Raw genomic sequence first — 19,439 nt, 5'->3', positions numbered from 1 at the left:
ATGAAATTACATAGAGAATCAAAAGGAACGATTACCGTTGCAACCCTGCTTTTTATTATTCTGGGTGCGTTAGCAATTTATTTCCTTGAAATATGGTCACTGGTGATCATTATGCCTTTGTTGGTTATTTACGGTTTAGTTTTCTGGTTCTTCAGAGTTCCGGATCGTAATATCCTTGATCACAAAGAAAACGTAATAGCTCCGGTAGACGGAAAAGTGGTAATGATCAAAGAAGTGGATGAAGATGAATTTATAAAAGGAAAAGCCATCCAGGTTTCTATTTTCATGTCTCCACTGAATGTTCACATCTGCAGGTATCCGGTTTCGGGAGAAGTGATTTATAAAAAATATCACCCGGGAAAATATCTGGTAGCATGGCATGAAAAGTCTTCTACGGAGAATGAAAGAACTACGGTAGCCATACAAACGATGACCAATCATAAAGTAGTCTTCAGACAGATTGCCGGATATGTGGCAAGAAGAATCGTTTTCTACTGTAACGAAGGTGATAAAGCAAAAGCCGGGCATGAGTTCGGATTTATTAAATTTGGCTCCAGAATGGATGTATTCCTGCCATTGGATACTGAGATCATCTGCAAGATTGGTGATATTACAAAAGGAGGTGAAGATATAATCGCCAAACTGAAAGAAAATTAATAGTATTATCGTATATAAGATCAAAAGAGAGCCTTTATAGCTCTCTTTTTTATTGAGTAAACATGAATCTCATTTGAGTGTTTTAAGTTTAAATTACGCATGAGTAATATTGCGTATCAGAAGATAGATGCTTTTTCGTTGAGATCAATAATTTTGCATGCTTAAAAACACAAGCTCATGCTTTTAAGTGATGTGAGGTAAATGCTTATTAATTTCTTGTTAAAAATGGTATTTCATTTGATAATTTTAATAAATTGTAGCTAGAAAACACCTTAATCATATCCTTTTTAATGCTGAAAAAGACGATACATTTCGTGTTGTAGATTTTTTTATTTTGCATGAAAGGTTGTTAATATTGGAAAATTTATGCTTTCAGGAGTACAAATACCAACTTAAGCTTGTGAAAGCATAAAAAAACAACAAGATGATTTATAAGTTTTTCTTTAAGATGATCAACGATGAAACAGAGAAGATGGATGACGATTTTGACAGTAATTATCTGCATCTTATCAATCGTTATCTGCTTTTACTGTTTTTCATATTTCTGTTTTATTCCATTTTTATTATTGCTTTTTTCGGAGATATGTTGATCTCAACATTTCTTACCGTAATTACCTTTTTCTGGCTGTTTCTTATGGCTATAAAAGGAAAGACCAGGCGCTTTAAAAAGGTTTTGAAAACTTCTATTATCGGTACATTCGTTTTACTGACTTTTATTGTCAACTTTTTTAATATTTATACTTACAAGAATGCAGGGGTAGAATATTTCTACTTTTGTCTTCTGTTTGCGGTTCCTTTCTTCCTGAATTATAAAAAAGATTCTTTTTCCATCTTCTTTATTACTTTCATGATCAGCATCAATTTTATAGTGTGTCTGTATTTTGATTTTGATTTTCTGCCTAAAAGCCGATTTATAGAAAAAGAAGATTTTAAAACAATAAAACTGTTGAATATTTTATTTTCTATTGCTTCCTTTTTGATGGATATTGTCTTTATTACCCAGAAGGATGCCCTTATCCATGGCTTAATTACGGACAGAAAAGAAAAAGATTCTACCATCAAGGATCTGGTGAAAACAAATACGGAACTTATGAAGCACCAGATGCTTATCAATCATCTTTCAGAAGAAAATATCCAGGAAATTTTAAGTCTGGCTGAAAATAATTCGCCTATGTTTTTTGAAAAATTTCAGGTGTTTTTTCCTCATTTTATTCCTGATATTTTAAAAATAAATCCTAACCTTATCCATTCTGAACTGTATTTCTGTGCTTTGATGAAGCTTGATTTTGATACCAAGAAAATAGCACAATGTACCAATAACAGTATTCGTGCGGTAGAAAGTAAAAAATACAGAATCCGGAAAAAACTGAATATTTCCTCAGAAATCAACGTTAATAGTTTTCTTATTAAAATTTAAACAAAATTCCGATTTTTGTTACTTATACGTAGTGTTGAGTAGTATTTGATGGCATTTTTTGTTTTTCTTGTCGATATTTTTACTTAAAAATATTGTGATGAATATTAAGAACATTCATATTGGGAGTCTGATCAAATCCAAAGTAGAAGAACATCAGATTTCAATGGAAAGAATTTCCCGATTTTTAAACAGAACGGAAGATGAAATAGAAATGATGTATCATGCAAGAAGCATGGATACCGATGTTCTGTTGAAATGGTGTAAGCTTTTAAAATTTGATTTCTTTAGGTTTTATACCAGCCACCTGATTTTATATGCTCCTCAGTCAAGAATTGATAATACAGCCATCCAAAAGGGAAAGGCGATGGTTTTCCGGAAAAGTATCTATACCCAGGAAGTAAAAGATTTTATACTTGAAAAAATCGAAAGCAGAACAATGACGGCTAACGATGTTGTGGAACGGTATAAGATTCCTAAAACCACCTTATATAAATGGATGAAAAAAATATAATATGATGCCTGACTATAAGCAGATTTATACTGATATTCTTCAAGAAAAATTCCCTGAAAAATTAATAGACAACACCATCCGGTTTAAGCTGGAAACACTCCATTCTGCCATTAATATTCTGAAATTTAATCAAATAATTTTTGGTGAACCTGAATATACGGTGGGACGCAACAGCCAAAGACTCCGTTCTTATGACGAAGAATCTATTTTGAATATTCTTAGTTATCAGAAAAGAAATGAGCTTACCAATCTTCAGCTGAGTCATCATTTTAAAATAAGCCGAAATACCATTGCCAAGTGGAAAATCATTTTTAAAGTATGAGTAATTGTGTTTCATTTAATCTCTTGGTGTTATGATTTTAAATAAATAATCAATAATGATATTTGTGTTGCTTTTGTTCTTGTTTTTGAATTTATGTTTGATATTTGTTGAATAATTCAACTTTTTCTTAGTGCTTTTTTACGATTGTAAGTTGTTGACTTTTTGTGAGTTTTACTACGCGTGAGTAGTATTGCGTAGTGGGAATTAATTAGTAATGGTCTGTGAATGATAATTTTGTGATGGTTAAATGACTGAACTGCTTAGTTGAAATTTTAATCATTAAACAATTATAATTCATACAATGATGGACACAAAATTTACAATGTTCCCAATCAAAGTCTTGCTGATAGCAATGCTCTTTGCTTTTGGAAAAATTTATTCACAGGCTAATAATGGAGCGGTAGGAATTAATACTACTGTGCCCAATTCAAACTCTGTTTTGGATGTTGTTTCAGGAAATAATAACAAAGGAGTACTTATTCCGAGGCTAACTGAAACAGAACGAAATGCAATTGTAGTTAATCAATCCAAAGATGATGGCTTGACAATTTACAATACCACCGAAGATTGTTTTAATTACTGGAGCCTTGCTGACAACGAATGGAAAAGTGTCTGCGGACAAATGGGGAAAGCTGTTTTTACCATAGACTGTTCCTCTTCCAAAGCAATGGGAAGCTACGTGAAAGGGAAAGAACTTACCAATTCGAATTACCTGAGCATTGCTGTTAATGTTACAAAACCAGGGAATTATACCATTTCCGGAACGACAACAAACGGATATAACTTCTATGGAACCGGAGTATTCCTTAATGCCGGAACACAAACCATACAGATTCCGGGACAGGGTGCTCCTCAGAATATTCAGACTGATAATGTAGCCCTTGAAGCCAACGGAACTGCTGTTACCTGTACTCCTGCCATTTCTATTGCGGTACTGAGCCCTTCAGGAACCTATACTATGAGCTGTGGAAGTGCAACGGTAAACGGAGTCTATAAAGTAGGAACAGCTCTTACAGCTTCCAATACGATTACTTTGCCAGTGAATGTTTCAACACTTGGAAGTTACACCATTACCACCAATACTGTTGATGGAATTTCTTTCAGTGGATCAGGAGTATTTGCTGCTACAGGAAATCAGAATGTTACACTGCAAGGGACAGGTACACCTTCCTCCACCACTGTAAAAACAATGACCATTACTTCTGACAGCCAGGGAGGAGTTTCCACCACATGTACTGTCAATGTGATTGTGGTGGTTCCCAAGAAAAAACTTTTAACCATTGGTACAGCTCCAAATGGTTGTGGATATAATGTATCAGGAACTTCACCATCGGGTATGGTGACTAAAGCTGCCGCTAATTTTGGAACACTGGCAAACAGTATTGTAAAATATGAAGGATGGGATCAGATCATAGACGGTACAGACAGTCCAAATGCCACACAGCTGACAACCTGGACAACGGGAGCAAATCCTGTAGATATTATTGTTATTGGATATGCATGGGGAATGAATGCTGCAGAAGCTCAGGTATTAAAAAATTATCTGGCAAAAGGAGGGGTAATCGTTGCTTATTCTGAAAGTAATAGCGGAATGCAGAACCTTTTCAGAAATGTTTTTGACGGATCAGTAAATACCGGAAGTGTAAACAGTGCGGGAGCTATCTATAAACTTCCACTTACCAATGACGAAATACTGAATGGTCCTTTTGGTGATATAAGAGGATTACAATGGGGTGAAGATGCTTCTTCCACAACATATGCAACAGGGCTGCCTTCCAGTGAAATTACTGTATATTCAGGAGATACAAATATTTCTACAGCTTCACCCACTGGAAATGTAGGTCGTGTAACAGCATTTAAGCATAACACGCTGAACTTTATCTGGGTAGGAGATGGAGGATTTAACTCTCAGTGTGGAACTGTTACTTCTCCCAATACTTCAGATACGATATGTCCATTCTATGCAGATACGAACTATAAACCAATTCCTAAACCCAACTATGGAAATGGGGCAGCTGCCTATGAAATGAATGTATATAACTCAATATTCTATGCAAATGCTCTTGCCTGGGCAATTAAAAAGGCAGAATTCAGTGGAATAAACACAAAATGATAAGGTTTTTTAAAGATGGCTCCGGCACGATTATTCGTGCCGGAGTTTTTTATTTTATATATCTTTTAACCTCCTGTGTCAGGTGTAATATAAATTCCACAGGGATATCCTCTTCTGTATCGATAAGTAGAATTTTGAACTTCTTTCTGCCATCCTGAATCAGTTCAGGATAATCAAGTCTGTCGCCGTGATAAAAACTCAGATAGTGTTTTTGGTATTTTTTGCTGTAATAGAAGTAGCACAGCATTTTCTTTTTGTATTTAATAAACGGAAGTCCGAAACTGAATGTTTCTGTTATATTTTCCGGATCTGAGGCTAAAATAGTATCGCGCAAAAACAAAAGAGTACTTCTTTCAGGCTCTTCGATTCTGTAGAAATACTCTTGTATGGGGTTCATTTTATTCAGTTAAATGATTAGTCAAAGTTTTGAAGTTCAACCAGTTTGTGGTATACGCCTCTTTTAGCAATCAGATCATGGTGTGTTCCTTGTTCTACAATGTCACCTTTTTCCATTACCACAATCCAGTCTGCTTTCTGAATGGTTGAAAGACGATGGGCAATAACTAAAGAAGTTCTGTTTTCCATCATTTTTTCCAGTGCATCCTGTACAAATCTTTCAGATTCCGTATCCAGTGCAGAGGTGGCTTCATCCAGAATCATAATAGGTGGGTTTTTCAACACTGCTCTTGCAATAGAAACCCTTTGTTTCTGACCTCCGGAAAGCTTTCCGCCATCATCACCGATATTGGTATCATATCCTTCTGGAAGATTGGTGATGAAGGTGTCTGCATTAGCAATTTTAGCGGCTGCAATCACTTCTTCTCTGGTGGCATCAGGTTTACCCATCAGGATATTGTTGTAAACGGAATCATTGAATAATACAGATTCCTGTGTTACCATTCCCAGAAGTTTACGGTATTCCTGTAATTTTAAATGCTTAATGTCTGTTCCGTCAATCAGAATTTCTCCTTCCGAAACATCATAGAATCTTGCTAAAAGATTGGCAATAGTTGTTTTACCACTTCCGCTTTGCCCAACAAGAGCAACCGTTTTTCCTTTTTGGATGGAAAGTGAGAAGTTTTTAAGAATCGTATGATCTTTATCGTAGTAAAAACCAATATTATTAAACTCGATTGATTTATTTAATGTTGAGATGGAAACAGGGTTCGCTATTTCGTCAATTCTTACATCAGCATCAAGAATTGCCAACACCCTTTCAAGAGATGCTTCCCCTTTCTGCACATTCGAAATAGACTGGGATAAACTTTTTACTGGAGGTAAAATCTGGAAGAAAATACCCAGGAAAACCAGGAAATCTGCAGGTGAAATGCTTTGTTCTACAATGATTTGCTTTCCACCGTACCAGGCAATAATTAAAAAAGTAACGGAGCCCAAAAATTCGCTCATTGGAGAGGCTAATTCCTTTTTTCTTCCTAATCTTATTGAACTGTTAATCCATTTCTGCATAGACTGCATAAAACGGTTGTCCATTATTTTTTCTGCACTGAAAATCTTAATCACCTTTGTAGATTTTAATGTTTCGTCTACAATGGAGAAAATATTTCCCATCTCATTTTGAGCCTCGTGAGAATCTTTTTTCAGACTTTTTCCTATTAAAGCAATCATTGTTCCCATTACAGGTAGTACTAAAAGCGAGAAAAGAGTCATTTCTGTACTTAAAAAGAAAAGAGTTACCAATGTGCTTATCAGCATAAAAGGAGCGTTGATTAATTCAACTAAACTTCCCAAAATATTCCCTTCAACTTCACCCACATCATTTGACATACGAGACATCAGATCTCCTTTTTTGCTTTCTGTAAAAAAAGAAACAGGTAGAGAAAGAATCTTTCTGTACATCGCTCCACGCAGGTCTTTAGTAACACCCACACGATAATTGATCAATAAAAATGAACCTAAATATCTGAAAAGGTTTCTCAGTAAAAACATAAAAGCCGTTATCACGCAAAGCCAGGCCAAAACGTTAAGCGCTCCATGTTCGGTTACTAAACTCTGAACATAATAATTGGCATATTCTTTTGCATAAGAGAAAAAATCTAAAATTTCTCCCGAATATACGGGGGCATGGCTGTATTTTTTAGCCTCAATGGTGCCGAAAAGCATTCCCAAAACGGGTAGAATAGTTCCCAAAGAAGCAATTTGAAATACAGAATACAGGAGATTAAAAAATAAACTTCCGTAGATGTATTTTTGGTGGGGTCTTGCGAACTTTAGTATTTTAATATATTGGTTCATTCAATGAAAAAATTGGATAGCAAAATTACGTAAAATTAAAAGATAAGACGTTCTTAATCCTGTTTTACTTTAATGGATAAGTTTCAAAAAATGTCTTTTTGTTACAACTCACAACTATTGAATCTTATTTTTTGAATCAATAAGACTAAAGAACAGGAAGTAAAAGACTAAGGCTGTTTAATGCAAAAACCGCTATCTCAGCGGTTTTCATATAGGGTTTAATTAAAATTTCACCTGGTCATTATATTTCGGAGCAAAGTTTTTAGGATTCAGTTTATCCAGTGTTTTTCCAAAATTATTGATGATGTGGGTCATATTATCAAAATCTACAATATTGATATCATCATTTTCGTGGTGATAATGAGATGCTTTGGTCATATCAACTGTTGAAAATGAATGGGCAATGATTTTCTTTTTTACAAAACTCACATTGTCTGAACGGTAGAAAAGCTGTTGTTTTGCATAAGGATCTGCATTAATTTTTAATCCATTCACAGCATTTTGATTGAAAAGTTCATCAAGATCCGAGAATCCGTCTCCGGTCATATATAGTGCGTTTTTTCCCCATTGAGATTCTGTAGCCACCATTTCAAAATTGAAAAGGGCAGTCATCTTATTATAAATAGGATCCAGATTTTTATCCGTTGAAATAGCTCTTGAGCCCAGCATTCCTTTTTCTTCCCCATTGAATGCCATGAACACCATAGAGAATTCCGGTTTTTTGTTTTTGAAATAATCGGCAATGCCTACCAGGGTGGTAATTCCGCTGGCATCATCATCTGCTCCGTTGTAGATATTGTCTCCGCTTTTATCACTGGTTCCGATATGATCAAAATGCCCTGAGAATCCAAGATATTGATCCGTTTTTCCTTTTTTGATTCCACAGACATTATATACCGTTTTTCCATTATAATCAAAAGGAACCAGATAAGATTTTCCGGTACAGTATTCCAGGTTATTTTCTTTGAAAAGCTTTGCAATATAGTTGGCAGCATTTTCATTTTCCTGAGTTCCGATTTCACGGCCTTTCATTTCATCTGAAGCAAGAGTGGAAAGAACTGTTTTTACTCTTTCTTTGGAAACCTCCTGTGCAAAAGTAAGTATGGAGAATAGTGATAATGTAAGATACGTTAGCTTTTTCATTGTCTTTTATTAAAAGTTATATGATCTGTCGTATTTCTGATCAAAAAGTTGCAATGAAATTACATAAATTAAATAAGAATTTGGGGTAAATAAAAAACAGCTCCTTAAAAGAAGCTGTTCTCACTCAAAAAATCGTTGTAAGGCTATCGAAGTCTGTCTACAGATTTTACGAGCCTCTCATCTTTGCGGGTGTAAATATTTGCAATAAGCAGACAGATCACCGCAAGCAATGGGAAAATCGGCTCAATACCCTTCTCAGGAAAATGAATTCCTCCGGATAAGTTTAGTAACCAGTACGCCAATACACCAATCAACAAAACGTTTATAATGATGCTGATGGTATTCAGCAAAATTTGTCTTTTTCTGTTTTTGAAACTAAAAATACTTAATGCTCCTGTAATAACAAGCACTATACAGCTTATATTAAGCAAGGGAATACTGTCAGAAATGACAACATCCTGTCCTGTTATGAAAAGGAACACTGCAGCTAAAACTGCTAATAAAGTCCATATAGTTTGTATTCTCTGTAGCATTGAATATTAAATTCTTGGCAAAAATAACATAAATTTTGCACAATTCAAAAATAAGTGTAGATTTGCATTATACAATGTACTTGAAAACCAAAGTCACCGGACTTACTTTTCTTACTCACAATTAATTACATTTTTACATAAATATGTTTAACATAGAAACGTTAAGGTCAAAATCCGTAACGGAACTGACTAAAATCTTAAAAGATTTGGGCGTTAAAGTTGCAAGAACCAGCAATGAAAATGACAAGATCTTTGCTATTCTTGACTTTCAGGCTTCTAACCCTAAAGTTGCAAAAGATTATTTCAACGCCACAGAAACCGCCAGTATAAATACTGAAGAGGCCTCAGCAGAAAAACCTGCTAAAGCCCCGGCAAGAAAAGCTGCCCCAAAAAAACCGGCAGCCCCCAAGCCAAAAGCAAATACAAAAGCTCCGGTAGAACCTAAAGAAGAGGAAAAAATAGAAGAAAAGGTTCCTGCTGCTGAAGAAATAAAACAGGAAGAGCCCAAAGCTGAAGCCACTGCAATCGTAACAGAAGATACATCAGCCGCCGCTCAAGCTAAAAAGAAAAGAAAAAGAGTTTCTACCAATACAGGTAATACTGAAGTATCTCAGGAAAAACCAGAAGCTCCAAAAAACACAGATTCTCAAGAGCCTGCCCAGGCCGAAGAAAAGCCTAACAATCCTCCTCAACAACAGGCTAACAGACCTCAAAAAGGACATAACCATCCACAGAACAGTGGAAACCAACATAAAAATCAAAACCAGAACCAGAACCAACATCAGCATCAAAACCAAAATCAGAATCAAAATCAAAACAGACATTCTGAAAAGGCAGAGGAGCAGCATGACCATAAAAAAGAATTTAATTTCGATGGATTGGTAAGCATTGAAGGGGTGTTGGAAATCTTACCCGATAACTACGGATTTTTACGTTCCTCAGATTTTAGCTATATCTCTTCTCCGGATGACGTGTATGTATCTACAGCACAGATCAGGAATTATGGGTTGAAAACCGGAGATACAGTTAAAGGAATTGTAAGACTTCCGAAAGAAGGGGAGAAATATTTTTCATTATTGAAACCTACAGAAGTTAACGGGCGTGACCTTGCATTCATCAAGGACCGTGTAGCTTTTGAATATTTGACTCCGCTTTTCCCGGAAGAAAAATTCAATTTGGCAGGAAGTAACTCCACGATTTCGACAAGAATTGTAGATTTATTTGCACCTATTGGAAAAGGACAAAGAGCAATGATTGTTGCACAGCCTAAAACAGGTAAAACAATGTTGCTTAAAGATATCGCTAATTCTATTGCTGCCAACCACCCGGAAGTTTATATGATGGTTCTTCTGATCGATGAACGTCCGGAAGAAGTTACAGATATGGAAAGAAGTGTAAATGCAGAAGTAATTGCATCTACATTTGATGAAGCGGCAGAAAAACATGTGAAAGTAGCTAATCTTGTTCTTGCAAAAGCACAAAGAATGGTAGAATGTGGACATGATGTGGTGATTTTACTGGACTCTATTACAAGATTGGCAAGAGCATACAATACGGTTACTCCGGCATCAGGTAAAGTTCTTTCCGGTGGGGTAGACGCTAATGCGCTTCACAAGCCAAAAAGATTCTTTGGAGCTGCAAGAAAAATTGAAGGTGGAGGATCTTTAACAATTATTGCAACAGCATTGATTGACACAGGATCTAAAATGGATGAAGTGATCTTTGAAGAATTTAAAGGTACAGGGAATATGGAGCTTCAGTTAGACAGAAAAATTGCTAACAGAAGAATCTATCCGGCTATCGACTTAATTTCTTCCAGCACTCGTAGAGATGATCTTCTTTTAGATGAAGTGACTTCTCAGAGAATGTGGATCTTCAGAAAATATCTTTCTGAAATGAATCCTGTAGAAGCTATGGAATTTGTTAATAAGAACATCAAAGGAACTCTGAATAATGAAGAATTCCTGATGTCTATGAATAAATAAATTTAATTTAATATTGTTAAATAAAAAGCACGGATCATTAGGTTCGTGCTTTTTGTTAGTATTCAGTAAAAAAATAAAACTTAATTCATTCTAAATCAATATATCAATGTTAAAGATTTATTAAAGTAATCCACAATCCTTGATAATCCCTTAAATATTGGCTAATTTTGAATTATAACATTAAAAATAAAGATTATGTCATTTGAATTACCAAAACTAGGATATGCATACGATGCATTAGAGCCAACGATCGATGCAAGAACTATGGAAATCCACCATACAAAACACCACCAGGCATATATTGACAATTTAAATAAAGCAATTGAAGGAACTGAACTAGCAGGAAAAACGATTGAAGAAATCTGCCAGACAGGAACTGACAAACCAGCAGTAAGAAACAATGGTGGAGGTCACTTCAACCACTCTTTATTCTGGGAAATTTTAACTCCAGGAGGAAGCAAAGAGCCAGTAGGGAATGTAAAAGCTGCTATTGAAAACTATGGTGGTCTTGACAAATTCAAAACTGATTTTTCTGATGCTGCTAAAACAAGATTCGGTTCAGGATGGGCTTGGTTAGTAAAAAATGCTGACGGTTCTGTATCGGTTTCTTCTACACCTAATCAGGATAACCCATTAATGCCTGTAGCAGACGTTAAAGGAACACCTGTTTTAGGATTAGATGTTTGGGAGCATGCTTATTATTTAAACTACCAAAACAGAAGACCTGACTATGTTTCTGCATTTTTCGATGTAGTAAACTGGGATAAAGTAGAGGAATTATTCAATAAATAATTTTCAGCTATTATAAAAATGAAAAGGTTCAGAATTATTCTGAACCTTTTTTATTGAGAATTATGTATACTTACCTTATGGCGTCACTTCCGGTTAACCCGTTCAACCTTAGTTTGTATTTCCAGTTGACATACACGAAAACCTGGTATAATTTATATTCAAACTTGATCCCGTAGTTTTCCTGAGGATCATAATCTATCCCGGATTCTATAATATTTCTATATCTGCCGGAATTATAATAGCCGTTCCATTCGTTGACCAAAAATGTATTTTTTGTCTTCAGATAAGATTCTGTATACTGACTGATGGGCTTAGCCACAGCGTTCAGAAAATAATCAAACTGAGTATCAATGACCGTAAGGTCCCATTCACCGTCTTCGTTTTTAGAAGGCTTCATTTCATGTTGCTCTTTATCTTTCTTAGGGGTTTCCTGAGAAAAACAGCTGAAAGGGATCCACGCAATCATTATTAATAAAATAATATTTTTCATGATGTAGGTATTTACATAAAAAAAGCACTCCAATAAGAGTGCCTAACTTTTTTATGGTTCTTTCTGAAGAACTACAAATGCCGGAAAGTGGTCACTGTAGCCTCCTGTAAACTGATCTCCATTCCAGGATCTGAAAGGATATCCTTTATAATTTCCTTCTTTATTCACTAAATAAGCGGGTGCAAAAATCTCTGCCTTATATACAGAATATTCTTTTGTCACCTGATCTGAAATTACGTTTTTAGAAACGATGATCTGGTCAAACAGGTTAGGAGCATCCTGATACGCAAGAGAAGCAACTCCCTTTTTATATAAAGGATACATCAGATTAAGATAAGGTGTTTCTTCACTTAAATCTTTAGGGCTTGCCTGAGCTTTCAGGTGATTTTTTAAACTTGGGCTTACAGGATCATCATTAAAATCTCCCATTGCAAAAAGCTTAGTCGTTGGGTCTGCAGCTCTTACACTGTCCATATGTTGTTTTAACAATGCAGCGGCTGCATTTCTTTTAGGCAAAGAAATCGCTTCACCACCTCTTCTTGAAGGCCAGTGGTTCATAAAAAATGCTACTTTTTCATTATCTAAAAAGCCCGTTACTACAAGGATGTCTCTGGTATATTCTCTTTTTCCGTTGTCACCGTAAATGACCAGTTCTTTTTTTAATGAATTGGTAGGGGTGAATCTTCTTTTCTGATAGATCAGGGCTACGTCAATCCCTCTGTAGTCATAAGAATTGTAATGAATAATTCCGTAGTCATATTTCTTTAAAGCAGGTTCGTTCACAAGATCCTGAATGACCTGTCTGTTTTCAACCTCTATTAAACCTACTACTGCCGGAGCTGTTTTGGTATATTGTGATCCCATTTCAGAAATCACCTTAGCTTCGTTAGCTAATTTCGCTTTGTAAATTTTAGTTCCGTAATTTTTGGCGCTTTTCGGGGTAAATTCTTCAGAGCCACTTTGTATTCTTACTGCTTTTTTACCTTTTAATGCACCATCGCTCCATGGCCCGTCGTATTTTTCAGCTTCCAGAAACTGGATTGAATCCATAGGAATACTTCTGTGGAAAGCAGGGTTTTTTATGTCTTTGGTTCCGTCAATATAATCTGCTGAACGGATCGTGTCCCAAAGGTTTTCTACGTTTAAAAAACCTACGGTAGCTACTTTTCTCAGTTTTCCTTGTTGTTGTGAGAATGCCACGATCGAAATAAGAATGGCAAACAGACTCGAAAATCTCTTCATCTCTTTAGAGTTTTATTATTCTATTAATTACAAATTTACTTTTTTTTAATTCACTGCGTTTTAAATATTTGTAAATTTAAAAGCAGTAATTCGAACCTCTCTTTTATAATGATTCTTAAAAGATTGCAATGTTATGAAAAAATAATGTTAAAAAAGTTCTGAATTACAAAATTTGATTAAATTTGTGCCCCCAACTTTTAAACTGTTGAAAATTAACAAGAAAAGTATTTAAAAAATAAATATACTCATGATTAAAAAATTATCATTGATCTCTTTATTTACTTTGCTGCCTGCTTCATATTATTATGCGCAGACAACTGTGTTTGCGTATCTTAAGGATGCAGACGGTAAACCTGTTGAGCAAGCAAGTGTAGATTTAAAAGGAGCAGGAAATGATGCAAAGGCAGACAAAATCGGATATTTCCAATTTAAAGATTTGATGCCCGGACATTATCAGATTATGGTTACAAAACCCAATTTTGAAACTAAAATTTTTGAATTTGATGTAACCAGTGATGAGAAAAGAAAAGATCTTGGAGTAATTACTCTTTATTCTGCATTGAACGGTGCAGATCAGGGATTGGCTATAATAGAAGATTCTGGAGAAAGTGATGGCGGTGGTGCTCAGCAAACCGCAACTGTAGGTTTGCTACAGTCTTCTCAGGATGTTTTCAACAGAATTGCAAGTTTCGATTTAGGACCATACTGGTTCCGCCCAAGAGGAATTGATAGCAGAACAGGGGAGAATATGATCAACGGGATTTCTATGGCCGCAGCAGATAATGGAGATGTAGACTTCAGTACCTGGGGAGGGTTGAACGAAATAACCCGTTACCCGGAAATTGCAGTGAACCATGCACCTTCAGAATATGCTTTCGGAGGAACTACCGGAGTATTTTATAAGAATACAAAAGCCAGTGAGTACAGAAAAGGAAGTCAGCTGACGTACTCTCTGACCAACAGAAACTATACCAACAGATTATCCTACAGATTCTCTTCCGGAATGAATAAGAACGGATGGGCATTTACAGGAATGATTGCAAGAAGATGGGCACAGGAAGGGATTCAGGATGGTACCGCTTATGATGCATATAGTGGATATATTGGTGTTGAGAAGAAATTCAGTGACAGCCATACCATGACTTTAAATGCCATTGGTTCTAAATATGCAAGAAGTTCTTCAAGCCCAAGTACTCAGGAAGTATATGACTTCAGAGGAGTTCATTACAATTCTTACTGGGGATGGCAAAACGGAGATAAAAGAAATGAAAGAGTAAAAAGAGGTTTCCAGCCAATGATCCAATTACAGGATTTCTGGAAAATCAATAAAAACTCTCAGCTATGGACATCTGTTTCTTACCAGTTTGGGAAAGAATACAGTTCGAGATTGGATTGGTACAGAGCGAATAACCCGTCTCCAACCTACTATCGTAATCTACCAAGTTATTGGTTAAATTATAAAGATCCGTCTCCGGAGCAGAGTGCCAACATCGGAATTACAAGAGACTGGTGGACGAATGATGATCAGTCTCATACACAGATCAACTGGGATAATCTTTATAATGCCAACAGAAACGTAGAATACAATGCGTTACTTGGCGGAAGAAGAGCAGCATATTATCTTGTAGATGATGTTAAAGATGACAAAGTATGGAATGTATCTACTCACTATACGTATAACTTCACCGATACTTCCCGTTTTATCTTAAACTTATCGTACCAGAACTACAGATCTGAACAGTACAGGGAAGTAAACGATCTTTTAGGTGCTGATTTTGCCCTGAATATGGATCCTTTTGCATCCAATACCACTGCAGGAAGTGTTTGGGGGAAATTCAATACAAGAGAAAGTGATACGGATGTTGCCAAAAGAGAAGGTGATAAAATCGGGTACAGCTATATCTTCAGAAGACAGGAATTCAAAATAAACCCAGCTTTCAAATTCTCAACAGGAAAATTTGATGTTTTTATTTCCGGATTATTCGGGTATACAACAAACAGCAGAGAAGGATTGTTCCAGCATTATCTGTATGAGTCTTCTTATGGAAAAGGATCAGACCAAAACTTCTGGAATGCAGGTGTTAAAGGTCAGGTTACCTATAAAATTAACGGGAGAAACTTCCTGGTTTATAACGGAGCTTACTTCTCACAGTCTCCTTTCTTAAATGATATTTATTTTAATACAAGAGTAAGTGGTGTTACAACTCCTGGGATCAAAAATGTTGTTGTTGATGCCAACGATTTGAGTTATGTTATCTCTACTCCGATTGTTAAACTTAGACTGACAGGTTACCTTGTTAATACTCAAAACGAAACAAGTGTACAACGGTATTTCGCACAGGGAGTTAAACTCACAAACCTTACTGAGAGCGGTGATCAGGCTCCAATTCAGGATGGTGCTTTCATTACACAGGTATTGGCTGGAGCCAATAAGAGAAATATGGGTATTGAACTTGGTGCACAGGTGAAAGTAACTCCTACTTTAACTGCCAGTGGATTATTAAGTTTAGGACAATATACGTATACCAATAACCCTACTGTTTATTTTGCATCTGACGCGGTTGGAACATTCAGAGAGCTTGACGGAAACGGAAATATCGTGTCAAGATCTTATACCAACATGGGTGAAGCAACGCTTAAAAACTACAGACAAGGAGGTACACCTCAGGAGGCATATACGCTAGGTCTTCGTTACAGCCCTAATTACTGGTGGATAGGAGCAACATGGAACTATTTCGGGCACTCGTTCCTGGATCCGTCTCCAGTAACCAGAACAACAAGATTCTATACCAATCCTAATACACCGGGAGTACCTTATGACCAGGTAAACGATGAAGAACTTGCAAGAGTTCTTACGCCTACAAAACTGCCTTCAGCATTCTTCTTCAATGTAAACGCAGGGAAGTCATGGGTGATTGGTAAATATTATGTATTGGTATCTGCATCTGTTAATAACATCCTTAATAACAGAAATTATATTACTGGAGGATTTGAGCAGACCAGAAACGTTAACTATCTTGATTATGCAAGTGATTATGACAGCGGAAACATGGTATTCGCACCAAAGTATTGGTATAATCAAGGGCGATCTTATTTTGTTAACCTTCAATTCAGATTCTAAAAAACTAAAATTAAAAATCGAAAACAATGAAAAATATATATTTTAAAGCGGCGATCTTTAGTGCTATTTCAATGCTGTCATTCTCGTCTTGTGTAAAAACTGATGATTATGAGGTGCCGGAAATTAAATGTACCAACAAATTTGCAGCAGCTAATCACCCGTTAACTGATCTTGCTACTATTGCAAAAGCAAAACCAACGGAAGCCGATATCATTAAAGAAGATTATATCGTTGAAGCCTATGTTTCTTCAAGTGATGAATCAGGAAACATCTATAAAATGATGTTCCTTCAAGATAAGCCTGAAAACCCGACACAAGGGATTGAAATTGACATCGATGGTGGAAATCAGTATCTTGATTATCCTACCGGATCTTTAGTAAGAATTAACCTGAAAGGATTGATTGTTCAAGGTATTAACGGGAACATTAAAGTAGGTTCTTTTGATCCTAACTATCCTATCGGTAGAATCAACCCTAATAAAGTATCCAATTATATTGCAAGAGTTTGTGACGGACAAAAGGCTATAGTAACTGCAATAAAGCCATTAGAGTTTAATTCTATCGCTGATGCTCTTAAAAATGGTGCTCACATCAATCAGCTTGTAAAAATTAAAAATGTTCAGTTCGAAGAACCTGAATTGACAAAAACTTTTGCTGATGAATCTGCTACAGGTGATCGTTATATTACTGATAAAAAAGCTGGTAGATTAGATCTTCGTTTCAGTAATTATGCAACTTTTGCGAAATCTCCGATCTCTCCTAAATATGCAAAAAGCGGTGAAATCGTTCTTCTTCTGAGCCGTTTTACAAGCTCAAGTAATGCAACAATTTTCACGGATCAGGCGTATATCAGAAATCTTGATGATATTAATTTCCCTAATGACAGATTCAATCCAGGTGAACCAGATGCTCCTTCTGCTTCTGCTGTAAACCTTTTCGCAGGTTCAGACTTTGAAAACTGGACCACTTTCTTATCAAGTGTAAATACTTTCGGTCTTAAGCCTTACGCTACACAAGGTGTTGGTTTGGGATATAACGGTACAAATTCACTTCAGATCAAAGGAACTCCTACAGCTAACGATTATGTATTTACCTCTGTGGCTACTACAGGAATACCAGCTGTACCAAAAAGAATTACAATGTATATCAAAGGTACTGCAACAGGAAAAACTCTTTCTTTCAACGTATACAAAGCAGGTGGAGGTTTCTATGTGTTTAACTTAGGTACATTCTCTACAGGGGCAACTTTAGGAGTAGAAAGTGCTAACTCTTACACAGGATCTATCAATACAAACGGACAGTGGAGATTAGTGGAGCTTACCCTTACAGGTATTACAGATATTAACACTACAGCCGGAAAAGATATGTTTGCGATCAAAACTGGAAATGGTGGAATCTATGATGTTCAGATTGATAACATCAAAATTGAGTAATACATTAGGATAACAATATATTCTAATACACTTTATAAAACAAAAACCACTGCATCAGCAGTGGTTTTTTATTTCCTTTTATTTAACTGTAATTGTTGGATCCCAGTAAAAGTAGCCAAACAGAATCTGTTTGTTACTGTCATTCGGATCTAAAATGTAAAGTCCAAACTGTACATAGAAATTCTCTTTTCCTGTAGCTTTCACTTTAGAGTCGATACTGGCAAAAGTAATATCAGCAGCAGCGGCAGGAAGACCATTTTGAGAATTCAAATTAGGTACTGCAGCTTGTCTTCTTTCAACAGAATTGTATATAAAGCTGTTAAAAACCTGATCTCCGGACCAGTACTTAATATTGTAGATGATAACAGCATCGTCAGAATTCTGATAGATTGAAGTTCCTCTGAAGGAAACTGTATCTCCGGCTCTTGCGCTGAAATTCAGATCGGCAGAACCTTGTCCGGAAATTGCGTTGGCATTGGAAACAATCATATGCTGGCTGTTATGATCAATTCCTGTAGGATTATTAGGGTCTTTACTTGGGTTTGGATAAGTAGCTCTTACATAATCCGTGTCTATTACAATCAGGACATCTATTTCCTGACTGGATGATTTTTGTTGTACATCGTCCATGATATTTCGTTTTTAGTTTGGTGTTTTCTTACTCATGTGGCTTTTCAGATTTCGCCCCGTTATTTATGTGATTCCGGCTTCACCTTGGTGGTTGTAATTACAATACAAATGTACATTGCTGAAAATGAAAATATTAGAGTGGAAATGCTGAAATTTAAGATTAAGTATTTGTACTTAATTAATCTCCTCGAAGTGATTTTTTATGATGCAAAAAAAATACCCTGAAAAGTTCAACTTCTCAGGGTACCCATTTTATAATGGTTAAATCTAATTTTCGTTTAAAAAGAAACCTCGTTCACTTCTTTTCCTCTTTGGAAGTTCATTGTTTTCTGGCTGCCTTTATAGGCAATGTTCACCAGATTGATCTGCTTAGGAAAAGCGCTCAAAAGGATCGTATTTTTAATCTTTAAGGTATTGATATCTGAAACACCTCCGGTTTCAAAATATACCCATACAGTTTCTCCGCTGACCTGACTTCCTGTGAAGGTAATCGTTTTAGGAGCTCCATTGACAAATACATCAAAATTATTGTTCACATATTTTTTTACCTCTGCTTCAAATCCTGCCGTATTTGGGTTGATTTTAATCGCGTCAGAGATATGGCTTGTATTCATTTTTGTGGTAAACTTCAATGTCTTGCTTCCATCAATATAGTCCACTTTGGTCATTGAAGAGAAAAAGTCTACATACATAAAACTCATTAACACAAAAAATGTTAAAATTCCTGATATATATAAAAGTTTTTTCATCTTAATTAATAGATTTACAATCATACTTGTTCATTATAAGTCACAAAT

The 19,439-nt window shown here is 35.9% G+C and carries 17 protein-coding genes; 9 read left to right on the top strand and 8 right to left on the bottom strand.

Annotated features, from left to right (window positions below; all coding sequences use genetic code 11):
• From JOE44_RS15785 to JOE44_RS15765, 5 genes are all read left to right on the top strand, one after another.
• Positions 1-657 (top strand): phosphatidylserine decarboxylase family protein, encoded by a 657-nt coding sequence (locus tag JOE44_RS15785; RefSeq protein WP_209786295.1) that lies wholly within the window; start codon positions 1-3, stop codon positions 655-657.
• Positions 658-1,081: 424 nt separating this feature from the next.
• Positions 1,082-2,074, top strand: coding sequence for a Two component regulator three Y domain-containing protein (locus JOE44_RS15780; RefSeq protein WP_209786294.1), 993 nt, complete (start codon positions 1,082-1,084; stop codon positions 2,072-2,074).
• Positions 2,075-2,171: 97 nt separating this feature from the next.
• Positions 2,172-2,585: a transposase gene (locus JOE44_RS15775; RefSeq protein WP_209786293.1), complete on the top strand. Its 414-nt coding sequence runs from the start codon at positions 2,172-2,174 to the stop codon at positions 2,583-2,585.
• 1 nt (position 2,586) lies between these two features.
• Positions 2,587-2,907: a helix-turn-helix domain-containing protein gene (locus JOE44_RS15770; protein WP_209786292.1), complete on the top strand. Its 321-nt coding sequence runs from the start codon at positions 2,587-2,589 to the stop codon at positions 2,905-2,907.
• Positions 2,908-3,208: 301 nt separating this feature from the next.
• Positions 3,209-5,020, top strand: coding sequence for a hypothetical protein (locus JOE44_RS15765; RefSeq protein ID WP_209786291.1), 1,812 nt, complete (start codon positions 3,209-3,211; stop codon positions 5,018-5,020).
• Between the two features lie 49 nt (positions 5,021-5,069).
• Here JOE44_RS15765 and JOE44_RS15760 read toward each other — a convergent pair whose 3' ends face one another.
• The 4 genes from JOE44_RS15760 to JOE44_RS15745 all read right to left on the bottom strand — a co-directional run bounded on the left by JOE44_RS15760 (position 5,070) and on the right by JOE44_RS15745 (position 8,949).
• A complete protein-coding gene (locus JOE44_RS15760) occupies positions 5,070-5,417 on the bottom strand; it encodes a DUF1801 domain-containing protein (RefSeq protein WP_209786290.1) in 348 nt (115 codons plus the stop codon).
• 17 nt (positions 5,418-5,434) lie between these two features.
• Positions 5,435-7,273 (bottom strand): ABC transporter ATP-binding protein, encoded by a 1,839-nt coding sequence (locus JOE44_RS15755; protein WP_209786289.1) that lies wholly within the window; start codon positions 7,271-7,273, stop codon positions 5,435-5,437.
• Positions 7,274-7,495: 222 nt separating this feature from the next.
• A complete protein-coding gene (locus tag JOE44_RS15750; RefSeq protein ID WP_209786288.1) occupies positions 7,496-8,416 on the bottom strand; it encodes a M28 family peptidase in 921 nt (306 codons plus the stop codon).
• Between the two features lie 143 nt (positions 8,417-8,559).
• Entirely contained in the window at positions 8,560-8,949 is a 390-nt protein-coding gene (locus JOE44_RS15745; RefSeq protein ID WP_209786287.1) for a DUF4293 family protein, read from the bottom strand.
• Positions 8,950-9,092: 143 nt separating this feature from the next.
• Between JOE44_RS15745 and rho the strand changes: the two genes are divergently transcribed.
• A complete protein-coding gene (rho, locus tag JOE44_RS15740; protein ID WP_209786286.1) occupies positions 9,093-10,934 on the top strand; it encodes a transcription termination factor Rho in 1,842 nt (613 codons plus the stop codon).
• A gap of 195 nt (positions 10,935-11,129) precedes the next feature.
• Entirely contained in the window at positions 11,130-11,726 is a 597-nt protein-coding gene (locus JOE44_RS15735; protein WP_034691558.1) for a superoxide dismutase, read from the top strand.
• A gap of 70 nt (positions 11,727-11,796) precedes the next feature.
• Here JOE44_RS15735 and JOE44_RS15730 read toward each other — a convergent pair whose 3' ends face one another.
• Positions 11,797-12,216, bottom strand: a complete 420-nt coding sequence (locus JOE44_RS15730) for a DUF6146 family protein (protein WP_209786285.1) — start codon at positions 12,214-12,216, stop codon at positions 11,797-11,799.
• A gap of 51 nt (positions 12,217-12,267) precedes the next feature.
• Entirely contained in the window at positions 12,268-13,458 is a 1,191-nt protein-coding gene (locus JOE44_RS15725; protein WP_209786284.1) for an endonuclease, read from the bottom strand.
• Between the two features lie 247 nt (positions 13,459-13,705).
• Here JOE44_RS15725 and JOE44_RS15720 point away from each other — a divergent pair, with 247 nt between their 5' ends.
• On the top strand, positions 13,706-16,579 hold the full coding sequence (locus tag JOE44_RS15720) for a carboxypeptidase-like regulatory domain-containing protein (RefSeq protein WP_209786283.1): 2,874 nt from the start codon (positions 13,706-13,708) through the stop codon (positions 16,577-16,579).
• 26 nt (positions 16,580-16,605) lie between these two features.
• Positions 16,606-18,012: a DUF5689 domain-containing protein gene (locus JOE44_RS15715; protein ID WP_209786282.1), complete on the top strand. Its 1,407-nt coding sequence runs from the start codon at positions 16,606-16,608 to the stop codon at positions 18,010-18,012.
• Positions 18,013-18,090: 78 nt separating this feature from the next.
• On the opposite strand, the gene JOE44_RS15710 is transcribed toward JOE44_RS15715, so the two are convergent.
• Both JOE44_RS15710 and JOE44_RS15705 read right to left on the bottom strand, forming a co-directional pair.
• A complete protein-coding gene (locus JOE44_RS15710; RefSeq protein ID WP_079240110.1) occupies positions 18,091-18,642 on the bottom strand; it encodes an inclusion body family protein in 552 nt (183 codons plus the stop codon).
• A 278-nt stretch (positions 18,643-18,920) separates the two neighbouring features.
• Positions 18,921-19,391, bottom strand: coding sequence for a DUF6702 family protein (locus JOE44_RS15705; RefSeq protein ID WP_228377469.1), 471 nt, complete (start codon positions 19,389-19,391; stop codon positions 18,921-18,923).
• Positions 19,392-19,439 lie beyond the last annotated feature (48 nt).

Source organism: Chryseobacterium sp. PvR013, assembly GCF_017833095.1.
Lineage (GTDB): Bacteria > Bacteroidota > Bacteroidia > Flavobacteriales > Weeksellaceae > Chryseobacterium > Chryseobacterium culicis_A.
This window is presented reverse-complemented; position numbering and strand designations above follow the sequence as displayed.